This is a genomic window from Loigolactobacillus zhaoyuanensis (assembly GCF_003946385.1).
Lineage (GTDB): Bacteria > Bacillota > Bacilli > Lactobacillales > Lactobacillaceae > Loigolactobacillus > Loigolactobacillus zhaoyuanensis.
Map to the genome: position 1 here is coordinate 18,375 of NZ_RHOE01000028.1, position 14,474 is coordinate 32,848.

Consider the following 14,474-nt stretch of genomic DNA (forward strand, 5'->3'; position numbering starts at 1 on the left):
TTACACGTGTTACTTATAGGAAGGAACGTTGCAATGCAATATCCTGAACCAATTGCAAAATTGATCGAAAGCTATATGAAGTTGCCGGGAATTGGTAGTAAAACGGCGACGCGCTTAGCTTTTTATACGATCGATATGCAACAAGATGATGTCACTGATTTTGCGAAAGCATTGATTGCTGCGCAGCGTGATTTGCATTACTGCAGTATTTGCGGCAATATTACGGAAGATGATCCATGCATGGTCTGTGCCGATAAAAGCCGTGATCAAAGCACGGTGTTGGTCGTTGAAGGGCCAAAAGATATCATGACCATGGAACGAATGAATGAATACCATGGCTTGTATCATGTGCTCCAAGGTGTTTTATCGCCGATCGAAGGTAAAGGACCTGAGGATATCAATATTGCTAGTTTGCTGAAACGGCTGCAAAATGATGTGATCAAAGAAGTGATCGTGGCGACTAACGCCACGCCAGAAGGTGAAGCGACGGCGACTTATTTATCTCGTTTGATCAAACCTGCCGGCATTAAAGTCACTCGTTTGGCGCATGGTCTTTCGGTCGGTAGCGATATTGAATATGCCGATGAAATGACATTACTCAAAGCAGTTGAAGGCCGTCAAGAGATGTAGTACGGCGGAAACGTGTTAAAAAAAGCAGATCACTCCACATAACGACGCTGGCTAAACGATCCACTGCGTGTATCTTATTAGTCAGCTAGGTTATGCTGCGTGATCTGAGCGCTTTTTTTAACACTCTGTGAAAAGGGGTATTTAGATGTTTAAGCGTAAGCATGGGCAAAGGTCTAAACTACAGCAAAGCTATGATGAAAAATTACTCAGCGCGATCTATGAGGCGATGAATGATTGGAATCGGGCTAAAGAGACGGTTATTTCCATTGACGATGCGGATGAGGAATTGATTACGCAAGTGCAATTGGCGCGGTCTAAATACCTATTCCTCTACCATGAAGCACGAATTCGTGGGACGAAAGGTGATCGATTAATGCCTGGCGCTGCGCGAAGTGAACATGATTTTTTAGGTTGATCAATAGGAGTGCGCAGGTGAATTTAATTTTACCTGGGTGCTTTTTTTATCGGCTCGTGCGGGATGGAAAATAATTTGGTTGCTGGCTGATTTAGTGTAAACGTGCAAAAAAAGACAGATTATTCCACATAACTACGTTAGCTAAACGATTCACTGCGTATCTTATTAGCTAACTAGGTTATGTTCCATAATCTAAGCGTCTTTTTTTGCACTCTTTAAAATCTAATTAGACAGCACCGTTGACTTACAGTAGAATAAAAGTAGCTTTAAAGATAACGTGCGTAATGCACGACATAGAAATAGAGGAATCAGTGTGGCTGGTTTATTAATTACATTTGAAGGTCCAGATGGCGCCGGTAAAACCAGCGCGCTAACTGAATTAGTGCCCCAGTTGCGGCAGATCGCGCGGCAGCCGATCATTGAAACGCGTGAGCCTGGTGGTAATCCAATTTCTGAAGCCATTCGGCGCATTATATTGGATCCGCAAAATACGGCGATGGACAAGCGCACCGAGGCGTTGTTGTATGCAGCGGCGCGGCGGCAACATATTATTGAAAAAATTCGGCCAGCTTTGGCAGCGGATAAAATCGTGATCTGTGATCGTTTTGTTGATAGTTCATTGGCTTATCAGGGTGCCGGCCGCGAAATTGGCGTCAATGCAGTTGGTCAAATGAATGAATTCGCCACTGAATTGTTAACGCCAGATCTGACTTTATATTTAGATGTTCCGTCAGAGCTAGGTTTGCAGCGGATCGCGGCGCATCGGCAGTCGCAAAATGACCGTTTGGATCAAGAAGCGTTGTCGTTCCATCAAAAGGTGCGCGGCGAATATTTAGCTTTAGCACAAGAATATCCGCAACGGATCAAAACCATCGACGCCACGCAACCATTAGCCGATGTGATCGCTGCATGTCAGCGCGTGATCACCACGACTTATGCGGACTGGTTTAAGTAAAGAGTGTCCTCAAAAGGCGTTTAGATTTTGAGCACTAGCCTAGATTAGCAATAAGATACACGTAGTGGATCGTTTGATAATCGTAGCTAGGCGCAGAAAGCTGCGACTTGGACTTGCCGCACTTTGGCAATAGTCCAATCGACAACGGGAAGCACGTTCTGTTTAGCGATTAAGGATTAAATTCAATACTTGGCAAACAGTGTTATTAAGACTGAGCGACAGTGCCTTTTTAGGCACGTTTAGGCTAAGGTACAATTCTGCAAAAAGGTGTTTAGATTTTGAGCACTAGTCAGTACTTGAACAATACGTAATTTTTTGAATAGCAGGTTTATTCTTTGTAAGATATATTCCGCTAGAATAGTAGTTGAATGATCAAATAGTCAGGAGGCGTATTTGACAATGAAAATGATTTTTGCCATTGTGCAGGATAAAGATAGTAATCGATTAAGCGCGGAGTTTGTGGACGCCAATGTTCAAGCCACTAAATTATCGACTACCGGCGGTTTTTTGAAGGCCGGTAACACCACGTTTATCATCGGGATCGATGACGAGCGGGTCGATGAGGTGTTGAAGATCATCAAGGAGACATCGCATACGCGGGAACAATTTATGACGCCGCCGGTTAGTTTGGACAATACTGTTGGCGGTGAAAGCACGTATCCGGTTGAGGTTCAAGTCGGCGGCGCCACGGTCTTTGTGCTGCCAGTCGAACAGTTTCATCAATTTTAGGCGATGACCATGACGATCGAAAGTTTACAGCCACGGTTAGTTGAGCTATTTAAAAGCGTGATCGCGCGGCAGCAGTTGAGCCAAGGCTATTTATTTAGCGGTGCTGCCGGCACTGGTAAAATTGAACTGGCGACTTGGATCGCGCTGCGCTTGTTTTGCAGTCACGTGGTTGACGGCATGCCCGATGGTACTTGTAGTGAATGCCAGCGAATTCTCAGTGGCAACCATCCCGATGTGGTCAAGGTAGTGCCGGAAGGGCAGAGCCTGAAAATTGAGCAAATTCGGTTTTTGAAGCAGGAATTGACCAAAAGCGGTATGGAAACGAATCAGCGTGTCTTCATTATTCAAGATGCTGATAAAATGACGGTCAGCGCGGCCAATGGTCTGCTGAAGTTCCTGGAAGAGCCGTCACCACAGACTTATTTGATCTTAACCACGACGGCTAAAAATCAGCTGTTGCCAACGATTATTTCGCGGTTGCAGATCATTGAGTTTGCGCGCTTGCCGCGGCCGCAGTTGCTCGCCCAATTGACGGCTGCGGGGATCAATTCCGGGGATGCCGCATTATTAGTGCGGTTGACCAACAGTTTACCGACGGCGCAAGCATGGTTGGCCAGTGACTGGTTTGATCCGTTGCGCCAGAAAACGTGGCAGTGGTTTAGCCATATTCAAGAAAATAATTCATTGGCTTTCGTGGATGTCCAGGCGAATTTAGTGCCACTGGCTAAGGAACGAACGATTCAAAATGAAGTGCTGGCGCTGATTTTGCTAATGATGCAGGACGTTTTGGCGCTGCACTTCGGTCGTGGTGAAGCGCTGAGTTTTCCCAGCCAACAAGCGCAACTTGCGACGTGGGCGGAAAATGCGACCAGCGACCAATTATTGCAACAAATGGAAGCCACATTAGCTGCGCAAAAGTATTTGACGGCTAATGTGAGTTTTCAGAATACATTAGAAAGTTTGACGTTACGGCTTTTAAAATAAAGTGATCACCGATAATAATTCAGTTGGAACGTGCCTAAAAAGGCAGCTTATTCCGCTTAGCTACGATTGCCAATAATCCACTGCGTGTATTATTTGTCAATCTAGGTTAGTGCTCATAAGCTGGGCGCCTTTTGCGGCACTCTCTAGTCAATAGGTAGGGGTGAACGTGATGGAAGTTATGGAAATTCGGTTTCAAAAGTCAGGGCAGGCGCATTGGACGCCTAATCAAATGCAAGTTGCGGCTGGTAGTCAGATCGTGGTCAAATATAATCATTGTCAGGATCTGGCTCGAGTTGTGCGGGTGCAGGATCTGGCGCCGGAAGCGGTGGCGCTGGATGAAATTATGGTGGAACGAACGGCGATCGAGACTGACTTGGCGCACGCCGCAGGTAATCAAGCTGATGCCAAGGTCGCGCTACAGCAAGCACGACAAATGGTGCGGGCGCATCACTTACGAATGAAACTAACCATTGCACGTTACACGCTGGACCGGCATAAGCTGATTTTCTATTTTACTGCGGATGGTCGCGTTGATTTCCGCGACTTGGTGCGCGATCTTGCCAGCGTTTTTAAAACCCGGATCGAGTTACGGCAAATCGGGGTCCGCGATGAAGCCAAATTATTGGGTGGCATTGGTCCTTGTGGCCGCGCGTTATGCTGCTCAACTTTTCTTGGTGAATTTGTGCCAGTATCGATCAAAATGGCGAAAAATCAAAATTTGTCGCTGAATCCGACTAAGATCTCTGGCTTATGTGGCCGTTTGATGTGCTGTTTACAATTTGAAGATGATATGTACGAAGACGCTAAAGCTGCCTTGCCTGATTATGGCGAGCGGGTGACTACCGTTGATGGCCCGGGTAAAGTAGTGGGGATGAACCTACTATCCCACGTTTTGCGGGTGCGGCTTGACGGTCACCAGGTGGCGGTCGATTATGACTTAGAAGAAATTAAGGTAAAGGTGAATAAAAGTGGAGAAACGGGAACTGTACGATAGTTTTGTACAATTAGAAGCCGATACTAAACATATGCTGGCGCGCATCGATGAAATGCAGACGGATATGACCCAGATCTTGGAGCGTAACGCTGAATTAGAAATCGAAAATCAGCATCTGCGGGAACATTTACAAGAAATTCAGTCCGAAGAAGTTGAGCAGCAACAGGCGGCTAAGCAACATGATCAAACGCCACAACTTTCAAAATCGCGCGCTAATCTGGAAAAGTTGTACGAAGAAGGCTTCCATGTTTGCTACTTAATGTATGGCTCGCGGCGGATCGATGATGAACCGTGCGCCTTTTGTCTCGATGTTATTTATGGTGAACGCCATTAGCTGAGTGTCTAAAAGAGCATTCGGATTTTGAGCAACTAGCCTAGATTAGTTCCATACGCATCTTAGCTGAGTGCTTACTCAGCTTTTTTTGGTGGCGTACCTTTGTTTAGTAATTTTTAGTAAATAACAGATTTTGTTATATAGGAGGATCTTCATGCAAGAACAGCGCAGTTTTGCTGCACAAACTGTTGGCACGTTGTATTTAGTGCCAACGCCGATCGGCAATCTAGATGATATGACTATGCGTAGCATTAAAGTGCTGCAGCAAGTCGACTTAATTGCGGCGGAAGATACCCGCAATACGCAGCGCTTACTGAGCCATTTTGAGATCACGACTAAGCAAATTAGTTTTCATGAGCATAATACTCAGGAGCGGATTCCACGTTTACTGGAACATTTGCAAAGCGGCTTGTCCTTGGCCCAGGTCAGCGATGCCGGGATGCCGTCGATCAGCGATCCTGGTAAAGAATTAGTTGCCGCCGCGATCACGCAGAATATTCCAGTGGTGCCACTACCTGGCGCCAATGCTGGTTTAACGGCCTTGATCGCCTCTGGCTTAGCGCCACAACCGTTTTATTTTTACGGCTTTTTGCAGCGTAAATCGCAGCAGCAATTAGCTGAGTTGGAACCGTTAAAAAATCATACTGAAACGCTGATTTTTTACGAGGCGCCGCATCGGTTGCTGAAAACGTTGACCAGCTTGGCGACTAGCTTTGGTGGCGAGCGGCAAGTGGTTTTGGCCCGTGAAGTGACTAAGAAATATGAAAGCTTTTTGCGCGGCACACTGGCTGAGGCGCTGGCTTGGTTTAATGAACATGCGCCGCGCGGTGAATTTGTGGTGCTAGTGGCGGGTAATCCGCAGCCGACTGAAGCCGGCGCGGATGCTTACGCGGACCTAGATTTGCACGATTATGTTGCCCAGTTAGTTGATGAAGGCAGTGACGTGAAGGCCGCCATTAAAACAGTGGCTAAGCAGCGCACAGTGGCGAAACAAGACGTTTATAAGGCGTATCACCAGTTTTAAATTTTTGTCGGTCTGGCAGCTATGCTAGAATGAAAGTAGAGGGGGATTCATGTGGCAGCAATCTATACCGAACCACATCAGGTTACTTATTACGAAAGCGACACTAAAAATCAGATGACATTGGCCATGTTGGTCAATGTGGCGATCTTAGTTTCTGAGCGACAAAACGACCAGCTGGGGCTAAGCGATGACGTTGTCCACGGCTACAATGTGGGCTGGGTGGTCACACAATATCAGATGGAGATCAAACGGATGCCACAGGTGGATGAAACAGTGACTTTCGGCACGACAGCCACAGGCTACAACAAGTATTTCTGTTATCGCGATTATTGGGTCGATGATGCGCAAGGTCAGCGGCTGGCGACGATCCACAGTGCTTGGGTGCTGATGAGCTACGCCACGCGTAACATGGTGGCGGTGATCCCAGCGTTAGTTCAACCGTATGCAGTTCCGGAAATAAAAGGTATCAAACGTTTCCCACGAATCCACCATGTTGAGCTGGCTGATGCTGCGCAGCAAGATTATCGGGTGCGCTACTATGATATTGACGCCAATCAACACGTCAATAACGTTCACTACTTCGATTGGATGTTTGATCATTTAGGGATAGCGTACCTGAGCAGCCACGAGATCGTCAGTCTAAATATCCGCTACGAGCACGAGCTAACCGTTGACGACGTGGCCCAAAGTCACTATCAGATCACTGATCACGTTAGCCGTCATCAGATTACGACTGCCGATGGTAAGTGCGCTGAGGCAGAAGTGGTCTGGCGCGAGCGGGGATAGAAACGTGCTAAACAAGGCAGATTATTGCATATAGCTACGCTGGTCAAACGATTCGCTGCGCGTATCTTATCGCCCAGCTGCCATGTTTCTTGCGGTACGAATTTTGCCACAAGAATGGACATCGTCCGCAGCATCAAAGATATTAGTGTACTTCGCTAATATCTTTCCATTGATTGCGGAGTAGTAGGCTATATTCCATAATCTAAGCGCCTTTTCAAGCACTCTGATTTTGTTAATTTTTCTGTAACCTCTAATATTTTACGTTGCCCCGTGTGGTCGACCCTGCTATACTGTAAAAAGTGTTGGGTTTACAGCTGACCTTGTTTTTGCAGCTTAAATTCAGTATACTTACATTTGTTGTTTGCAATTTAGAGCTAAGACAACAATACTTTGTGAATTTGAAGTCGCGCCGAGTCTTTTTTCAGCACCGGCTTACGGACTTGTGTCAATTGAGGACGGTTTTAGGAGGACAATATTGATGGAGAAAAAGGAAAGTGTAGGCATGAGCTGGCAACGGCCCAATCCGCTTACGGCTAACCAAATAAAAATGCAGACACGTTCAAAAACCTATTTAATCATTAAACGAATTTCTGATATCGTTGTATCCGGTGTTGCGCTGGTCATTTTAGTGCCGACAGTTTTTCTAGTCATGGCGATTATTTATCGCTTTGGGCAAAATAAAGGGCCAATGATCTACAAGCAGCAGCGCATCGGCAAAAACGGCCAACCATTTAAAATCTGGAAGTTCCGTTCAATGATCGTCAACGCGGATCAAAAATTAAAAGCGAATCCAAAATTATATCGTAAATACATCGCCAATAGTTACAAATTACCGGCGGAAGAAGATCCACGAATCACTAAATTTGGACGCTTCATTCGTAAGTCTTCAATCGACGAAATCCCCCAATTCATTAATATTTTAAAAGGGGACATGGCTTTAGTTGGGCCACGGCCAGTGGTTGAAATTGAGCTTAAAGAATACGGCGACCAAGTGGACAAGCTGTTATCGATGACCCCCGGCGCAATGGGCTGGTGGCAAGCTAGCGGCCGTAGTAATATTGAGTACCCTGAACGTTGTGCGGTCGAGTTGTACTATATTGACCACGCAAGCTTGGGATTTGATCTGAAGATTATTGTGCTTAATATGATCAGTATTTTTAGGAATACTGGTGCCTATTAAGCTTAGATTTTGTAAAGCCGATGATCGAAATCATTGGCTTTTTTTATAAGAAAGAGGGAATTTTGGAGTATGAAGCTCGAGACACTAATTCGTAAGATTATTAAACAATGGTATATTTTAGTTTTGGCGGTGGTTATTTTTGCTGGAGCTGGATATTTGTGGAGCAATCATGTCTATCATCCAGTGTATACCGCAAAAACAACCATGCTGGTACATCCACGTAAACATACGGGAGCTTCAGTTGAAGCAGACATTAAACTAATGCCAACTTATCAAGGAATTATGCTTGGTGACTCAATGCTAAACCATGTTAAAAAAGATTTAGCAAAGCATAGCAAATATAAAGTTAGTGTTGAAAAGTTAAGTCAGCAAATACATAGTTCTACAGATTCCAACACTTTGTTAATTCATGTTACAGCAGGCACTACCTCAGCTAAGTCAGCAGTTGCGATTGCTAATACCACAGTTAAACAATTCAAAAAACATGCTAATGATACCGTTAAAATTGGTAAAATCACGCAATTAGTAAAAGCAAAGAAGCAAAACGTAACGGCTTCTGCGCGTGAGACCAAGAAATTTATTTTAACTGGCGGTTTATTTGGTTTAGTGCTTGGTTTAATAATTGCGTTGTTTAGAATTCAATTTCTGTCAATTAAGAAGTCATAAAACTAACCGATAAGTGAGGTATTTAAAATGGAATGGTTTTTAATACCGGTTAGTATGTTATTGAAGAATTTTAGTTATACATTACCTACTGTATTATCTACATTTCCAATTTATATATTGGCTGGTTTATTTATTTATCGACTAATAAGTGATTCTAATAGTTTAGAAGTATTAGAGGTAGATCGTCGTGTGATGACTATGACTTTAAGCGTGTTGCTTAGTCAACTTGTCATGATTGTTTATAGTTACCAGATTACGACTAGGCCACAGGATACTAGTGGAATGGCGACTGGACCAATCAATTTATTTGCCTATTTTGCAAATATATTTTTGGTGTATTACTTACTAGTTTTAGTTTTGCGCGGAACGAAACAAATTCGTAATTTTATTAAAGCGACGATGATCACTTTTCTAGTTTTTTCAATTTTGGTCTTGTTACCACAAATTTTTGCAACTCGCTTTTGGAATTTAGATCATTATGTTAACCTGATTGGACATCTGTTTGAAGCAACGCATAAAGGGCGGACAGATTTTTATCAGTTTGGCAGCTATACCACGACTTTACGGCGAGTTAACGGCTTTTCACAAGAGGCTTCCTTTCTGGCGGCTCAAATAGGGATAGTTTTTATTCCATTTTTGCTTGCTGCCATTAAAAATAAAGTCGATTATTTTCATGACCAGATGACTAAACGTAGCCTTGCGTTTTATTGGGGATTGCTAATTTTTGCTTTTATAACATTATTTTTTGCAAAAACATCAACTGGTTTTGTTGTAATTGGTGTGGCAGTAATTGCTTTTATTGTTAGCTTGCCAGCAGGACAACGAAAAAACTATTATTATGGAATTGGTATTGCGTTATTGATTTTATTGATTTTATATTTTGTTAATCCGAGTATTTCTGAATTGCTGAATAAATACATCTTTAAAAAGCAGGGCACTTCTAACCGTTTAGGCGGAACGCTAGCATTATTCCTAACGTTCCTCCATTACCCATTATTTGGTGTTGGCCGGGGGTATACTAGTTTCTACAATTTTGAATTTGTACCTAAAGCCTTAACTCATAATGAAGAATTCTTTCGAGTTTTTCAGCAAACTGGTTTTTCAAACCAGAGTATGTGGGGCGAAGTTCTAGCCGGATATGGCTTGATCGGCATTGTACCAGTGGTGATTTTTGTTTACCATAAAATCAAAAAGGGACGACAATTACAAAATGTGTTACAACATGAGCTAACGCCAACTACTCGTTTATACATCAGTATTATTGATAGTTTTTACTACACGTTAACCATATTTGCTGTGGTTATGTTATTTTCACTTTCTTGGACAGACAATATTTATTTAGTTGTTTTCTTCTTCTATATTGTTGTTATTAATTACTTGGATAAGGAGCTTTTACGTTGAACACTAAGATACTTGTGGCAGCTCATAAAAACTACGTGATGCCTGCAGATAAAGCATTATATTTACCGGTTTTTGTTGGTAAAGCGTTACATCCAGATGTTAATCAGACATTTCAAGGTGACAACACTGGTGATAATATTTCTGAAAAAAATTCGCATTATAATGAATTAACAGCTATTTATTGGGCTTGGAAAAATCTAGATGCTGATGCAATCGGATTAGTACATTATCGTCGTTATTTAAGTTTAACGCATAAAAAAGACCTAACCCAGATACTCGATCAAGCACAATTAGATCGACTTTTTAAAACGGCGGATATTATTTTACCAAAAAAGCGGGACTACTATATTGAAACCAATTATTCCCACTATATTCATGCACATCATGAAGAACCACTTCTGCTGACTAAGCAAATTATTCAACAGGATTATCCAGAATATTCGGCCGCTTTTGACACGGTTCTTTACAAGCAGCATAGTGCCCACATGTTTAATATGTTTATTATGAAACAACAGCCATTTAATGAGTATTGTACTTGGTTATTCGATATTTTAGCTAAATTAGAAAACCAAATTGATATCACGGACTACGATACTTACGAAGCCAGAGTATATGGTTTTATCAGTGAACGTTTACTTGATGTTTGGCTTGAGTGTCATCCAGAATATCGGGCAACTGAAGTGCCTTTTGTATTCATGGAAAAACAAAATTGGTTCAAGAAAGGATTCACATTTTTACGGCGTAAGATGGTACCTGAACGTTTTAATGGGGATAATAAGCGATGAAAAAAGTTTTAGTTACTGGTGATTACTTACATGACAGCGGTGAAACTGCCTTTATTATGAATTCATTTGGTAAAATTAAAAGTGAACAAGTTCAATTCGACGCAGCAATTGTTTCTGGTTCGAAAGAAATGGTTGCTGAATTAGAATTGAAAGGGTGGCATGCTTTTATTTTTCCTGCTGCAAATCGTCATCCGTTAGCGCATTGGCGTGCTTGGCAGCAATTTTTTAAACAGCATGCTGCTGAATACGAGGCGATTCATTTTAATTATTCAGCAATGTGGAATTTTCTACCAGTATATTTCGCCAAAAAGTATGGTATTCCAGTCATTACAATGCATTCGCACAACACATTTTTTGGAACTGCAGGGAGTTCACTTCAAATTAAAGTGCTGACTAGTTTACATTATTTAGGCAAAAAACTAATTTGCCGGTACTGGGCAAATCAATTTTTAGCGGCCTCAAAGGAAGCAGCCGAATGGTTGTTCACACCGCAGATCATCCAACAGCAACGTTATAAAATTGTTCGTAACGGGATCAATTTAGATAAATTTGCGTATAATGAAGAGGTTCGGCAACATGTTCGACAAGAACAAGGTTGGACAGATAGACGAGTTTATGCCAATGTTGGTGTTTTTGAACCGCGAAAGAATCATCAATTTAGCTTAGCTATTTTTCGTGAACTCGTCCGTAAAGACGACACTGCCTTGCTTGTTTTAGTGGGCGATGGACCATTACAAGCAGAAGTTAAGCAACAAGTTGAAACATTTGGATTGTCTGATAACGTAATCTTTCTCGGTGTTCGTCGTGATTTGGAACGCTTATATCAAGGTTTTGACGCATTGCTTTTTCCATCTGTGCATGAAGGCTTAAGTTTGGTATTTGTGGAGGGTCAAGCTGCTGGTTTGGAGATCTTCCCTTCAGCACAGATACCACTCGATCGATATATTAAAACAATTGTGCACCCAATAAGCTTAACGCAGTCGCCAGGACAATGGGCCAAACAAATAGAAAGTCAATTTGCGACAGTACAGCAACGAAAAGCACCGATAGACCAGTTGCGGGAGCTTGGCTATGATCAGGCACAAACCGTTGCAACAATACAAGCGCTATATAGTGAGGAGTAGCAATTTTGGGTAGTCAGTTAGAGCAACTTCATCAAGTCGAAATAAATATTTTGCGGGTTGTCGTTAAAATTTGCGATCAAGAGCAGATTCCCTATTTTTTAATTGGGGGATCCCTTTTGGGTGCTGTCAGACATCAAGGCTTTATTCCTTGGGATGACGATATTGATATTGGATTTCTACGAGTTGATTACGAACGCTTTTTAGCAGTTGCTCCTAGCTATTTAGCTGATAAGTCACTAGCTTTAATTACAGAATTTAATACAGCTGATTATGGAATGGCATTTGCCAAAATAATTGCAACAAACACTGAGATAACCGAAGAACAGAATTTACCTAATCGGTCCGTTAGTGGTTTGTACATTGATTTGTTTCCGCTTGATCGAATTCCAAAGAGTACTTTTCAACGCCGACGGCAATATGTCGAATTTAAAATGTTGACGAAAACGATTCTTGAACGCCTTAACTATGGTCAAGTTGATGGTCGCTTAAAACGTATATTGGTTACACTGATTAATTTAATTTTTGGTCTATTTTCGACCAAAACGTTAAAAAATTGGCGTTTAAAAGTTGCAACACGTTATCAAGAACAAACAGAGCTTGATGTGATTAATATTAGTTCTCAATATCCCTATGGTCGTGAAATTATTTTACGTTCAGAACAACAGCATTTGCAAAAACATAACTTTGAACAATTAAAAGTATCTATACCACAGGCATATGACACTATTTTAACGCGTATGTATCATGATTATATGCAATTGCCACCAAAATCAGCACAAAAAGAAAAGCATTTAACAACTTTAATGATTGATGGTGAAAAAATTGAATGAGACGGGGAACAAAATGAAGACGGTCAGCGCAGTGGTGGTAACCTATAATCGTCTAGAGTTACTAAAAGAATGCTTACAAGCACTCTTTGTCCAAAGTTATTCGTTGCAGCATATTATTGTTATTGATAATCACAGTGATCAGGCGACACAGGATTATTTGACACAATTAGGAACAAAAATTGATTATGTGCGTTTAGATGAAAATATTGGTGGCGCTGGTGGGTTTTACACCGGGGTTAAGAAATTTGCTGAAGCAACGACGGATGATTTCGTTTGGTTGATGGATGACGATACCATTCCAGAGTCAGATGCTTTAGCTAATTTAATGCATGCCGATGCAATTGTGCCACAAGCCGGATTCTTAGCTAGTAATCCTAAGTGGATCGATGGCTCACCGGCGATTATGAACGTCCCAGTAGTGGCACATCCGATGTGGACAGAGCAATTAAATCGCGAAAATCATTTGGTTGCTATTTCACGTGCTAGTTTTGTTTCAGTCTTAGTTGCTCGCACAGCAGTTTTGCAGGTTGGTTTACCGATCCAGCAATTCTTTATCTGGGGTGATGACACGGAATATACGGAACGGATCAGACGTGATTTTAGTGGCTATTTTGTTCCAGAAAGTATTGTGATCCATAAAATGAAGCAGAACCAAGATGTAGATATTATTCAGGATTCACCTGATCGAATCAAGCGTTATTTTTATGCTTATCGGAATCGGTTATATAATGCACGTCAACGTTCGCATAAAGAAGTTTTGCGCTATTGGTTTCAATTTATAACTACTTTCAATAAATTACTCTTTAGAGGCGGCACTGGACGATTTAAGAAAATTGGTGTTTTATGCCACGGTGCTATGGCTGGATTAACTTTTCGACCGCAAGTTGAGTTTGCTGAAGTTAAAAAATAATGGAGTTAACATAGTAAATAATTAAGGAGCGTTATAACAATGAAAACAGTTATTACATACGGAACGTTCGATTTACTGCATTGGGGCCATATTCGTTTGCTAGAACGAGCTAGTCAATTGGGTGATAAATTGATCGTTGGTTTATCAACAGATGAATTTAATAGTCTAAAGCACAAAGAAGCTTATCATAGCTATGAACATCGTAAATATATTCTGGAAGCTATTCGTTATGTTGATCAAGTAGTGCCTGAAGAAAATTGGGAACAAAAAATTGCTGATGTTAAAAAGTACCATGTTGATACCTTTGTTATGGGTGACGATTGGAAAGGACAGTTTGATTTTCTAAAAGATTATTGCGAAGTGGTTTACTTGCCACGGACAAACGGAATTTCAACGACTAAAATTAAAGACGATTTAAGCTTGTAATACTGGATTTAGTTTAAAAATTGGATTTTTTGATGACTATATATGTATATTTCACAAAATATACTTTTAATGATTAAAATCAGTAATTTGATACTAAATGAATTGAGAGTGTCAAATTTTATGTGTAAACAGAAAAGCCTCTCGTCTTTTTCTTTAAAACATAGATTCTAATGTATCTTCAACCATATTGAATCCTTTATGCACACGCTGATCAAACTTATCATTGTAATCCAGAATAACCGTCATTAAGGTCCTTTCTAAGGATTCCTCATTTGGAAACTGTTCACGCTTTTTGGTCTGC

General features: G+C 41.6%; 17 protein-coding genes and 1 pseudogene. 17 read left to right on the forward strand and 1 reads right to left on the reverse strand.

Annotated elements, in window-relative coordinates:
* The first annotated feature begins 33 nt into the window (after window positions 1-33).
* The 17 genes from recR (at window position 34) to tagD (ending at window position 14,173) form a co-directional block, all read left to right on the forward strand.
* On the forward strand, window positions 34-630 hold the full coding sequence (recR, locus tag EKM76_RS07285) for a recombination mediator RecR (protein ID WP_125550031.1): 597 nt from the start codon (window positions 34-36) through the stop codon (window positions 628-630).
* Between the two features lie 145 nt (window positions 631-775).
* Window positions 776-1,045 (forward strand): YaaL family protein, encoded by a 270-nt coding sequence (locus tag EKM76_RS07290; RefSeq protein WP_125550032.1) that lies wholly within the window; start codon window positions 776-778, stop codon window positions 1,043-1,045.
* 313 nt (window positions 1,046-1,358) lie between these two features.
* Window positions 1,359-2,000, forward strand: a complete 642-nt coding sequence (gene tmk / locus EKM76_RS07295; RefSeq protein WP_125550033.1) for a dTMP kinase — start codon at window positions 1,359-1,361, stop codon at window positions 1,998-2,000.
* A gap of 399 nt (window positions 2,001-2,399) precedes the next feature.
* On the forward strand, window positions 2,400-2,729 hold the full coding sequence (locus EKM76_RS07300) for a cyclic-di-AMP receptor (protein WP_125550034.1): 330 nt from the start codon (window positions 2,400-2,402) through the stop codon (window positions 2,727-2,729).
* 9 nt (window positions 2,730-2,738) lie between these two features.
* Window positions 2,739-3,713 carry a DNA polymerase III subunit delta' gene (gene holB / locus EKM76_RS07305; RefSeq protein WP_125550035.1) on the forward strand — a complete coding sequence of 325 codons (975 nt, stop codon included), beginning with the start codon at window positions 2,739-2,741 and terminating at the stop codon, window positions 3,711-3,713.
* Between the two features lie 169 nt (window positions 3,714-3,882).
* On the forward strand, window positions 3,883-4,707 hold the full coding sequence (locus EKM76_RS07310) for a PSP1 domain-containing protein (RefSeq protein ID WP_125550036.1): 825 nt from the start codon (window positions 3,883-3,885) through the stop codon (window positions 4,705-4,707).
* A complete protein-coding gene (locus tag EKM76_RS07315) occupies window positions 4,682-5,041 on the forward strand; it encodes a DNA replication initiation control protein YabA (protein ID WP_125550037.1) in 360 nt (119 codons plus the stop codon). Before EKM76_RS07310 ends, EKM76_RS07315 begins: the two co-directional genes overlap by 26 nt.
* 154 nt (window positions 5,042-5,195) lie before the next feature.
* The gene (gene rsmI, locus EKM76_RS07320; RefSeq protein ID WP_125550038.1) at window positions 5,196-6,065 is read left to right on the forward strand and encodes a 16S rRNA (cytidine(1402)-2'-O)-methyltransferase; all 870 of its coding nucleotides are present in this window, start codon (window positions 5,196-5,198) and stop codon (window positions 6,063-6,065) included.
* 51 nt (window positions 6,066-6,116) lie between these two features.
* Complete coding sequence (locus EKM76_RS07325) at window positions 6,117-6,851, forward strand: acyl-[acyl-carrier-protein] thioesterase (RefSeq protein ID WP_125550039.1); 735 nt, start codon at window positions 6,117-6,119, stop codon at window positions 6,849-6,851.
* Window positions 6,852-7,353: 502 nt separating this feature from the next.
* Window positions 7,354-8,031 (forward strand): sugar transferase, encoded by a 678-nt coding sequence (locus EKM76_RS07330; RefSeq protein WP_386794725.1) that lies wholly within the window; start codon window positions 7,354-7,356, stop codon window positions 8,029-8,031.
* A gap of 33 nt (window positions 8,032-8,064) precedes the next feature.
* Window positions 8,065-8,697, forward strand: a complete 633-nt coding sequence (locus EKM76_RS07335) for a YveK family protein (RefSeq protein ID WP_125550041.1) — start codon at window positions 8,065-8,067, stop codon at window positions 8,695-8,697.
* A gap of 27 nt (window positions 8,698-8,724) precedes the next feature.
* The gene (locus tag EKM76_RS07340; protein WP_125550042.1) at window positions 8,725-10,098 is read left to right on the forward strand and encodes an O-antigen ligase family protein; all 1,374 of its coding nucleotides are present in this window, start codon (window positions 8,725-8,727) and stop codon (window positions 10,096-10,098) included.
* A complete protein-coding gene (locus tag EKM76_RS07345) occupies window positions 10,095-10,883 on the forward strand; it encodes a DUF4422 domain-containing protein (RefSeq protein WP_125550043.1) in 789 nt (262 codons plus the stop codon). Before EKM76_RS07340 ends, EKM76_RS07345 begins: the two co-directional genes overlap by 4 nt.
* Window positions 10,880-12,007 (forward strand): glycosyltransferase, encoded by a 1,128-nt coding sequence (locus tag EKM76_RS07350; RefSeq protein WP_125550044.1) that lies wholly within the window; start codon window positions 10,880-10,882, stop codon window positions 12,005-12,007. The genes EKM76_RS07345 and EKM76_RS07350 overlap by 4 nt, the downstream gene beginning before the upstream one ends.
* A 5-nt stretch (window positions 12,008-12,012) precedes the next feature.
* Window positions 12,013-12,837, forward strand: coding sequence for a LicD family protein (locus tag EKM76_RS07355; protein ID WP_164507617.1), 825 nt, complete (start codon window positions 12,013-12,015; stop codon window positions 12,835-12,837).
* Between the two features lie 13 nt (window positions 12,838-12,850).
* Window positions 12,851-13,747 carry a glycosyltransferase family 2 protein gene (locus EKM76_RS07360; protein WP_125550046.1) on the forward strand — a complete coding sequence of 299 codons (897 nt, stop codon included), beginning with the start codon at window positions 12,851-12,853 and terminating at the stop codon, window positions 13,745-13,747.
* A 39-nt stretch (window positions 13,748-13,786) separates the two neighbouring features.
* Entirely contained in the window at window positions 13,787-14,173 is a 387-nt protein-coding gene (gene tagD, locus EKM76_RS07365) for a glycerol-3-phosphate cytidylyltransferase (RefSeq protein WP_125550047.1), read from the forward strand.
* A gap of 153 nt (window positions 14,174-14,326) precedes the next feature.
* On the opposite strand, the pseudogene EKM76_RS13650 reads toward tagD, so the two are convergent.
* Window positions 14,327-14,474, reverse strand: a pseudogene (locus EKM76_RS13650) (IS256 family transposase); the annotation flags it as partial.

Coding starts and splice junctions, on each gene's coding strand:
- EKM76_RS07330 (WP_386794725.1), top strand. CDS start 7,354: ATGAGCTGGCAACGGCCCAATCCGCTTACGGCTAACCAAATAAAAATG.
- EKM76_RS07350 (WP_125550044.1), top strand. CDS start 10,880: ATGAAAAAAGTTTTAGTTACTGGTGATTACTTACATGACAGCGGTGAA.
- EKM76_RS07360 (WP_125550046.1), top strand. CDS start 12,851: ATGAAGACGGTCAGCGCAGTGGTGGTAACCTATAATCGTCTAGAGTTA.
- EKM76_RS07310 (WP_125550036.1), top strand. CDS start 3,883: ATGGAAGTTATGGAAATTCGGTTTCAAAAGTCAGGGCAGGCGCATTGG.
- recR (WP_125550031.1), top strand. CDS start 34: ATGCAATATCCTGAACCAATTGCAAAATTGATCGAAAGCTATATGAAG.
- EKM76_RS07300 (WP_125550034.1), top strand. CDS start 2,400: ATGAAAATGATTTTTGCCATTGTGCAGGATAAAGATAGTAATCGATTA.
- EKM76_RS07290 (WP_125550032.1), top strand. CDS start 776: ATGTTTAAGCGTAAGCATGGGCAAAGGTCTAAACTACAGCAAAGCTAT.
- EKM76_RS07340 (WP_125550042.1), top strand. CDS start 8,725: ATGGAATGGTTTTTAATACCGGTTAGTATGTTATTGAAGAATTTTAGT.
- rsmI (WP_125550038.1), top strand. CDS start 5,196: ATGCAAGAACAGCGCAGTTTTGCTGCACAAACTGTTGGCACGTTGTAT.
- tagD (WP_125550047.1), top strand. CDS start 13,787: ATGAAAACAGTTATTACATACGGAACGTTCGATTTACTGCATTGGGGC.
- holB (WP_125550035.1), top strand. CDS start 2,739: ATGACGATCGAAAGTTTACAGCCACGGTTAGTTGAGCTATTTAAAAGC.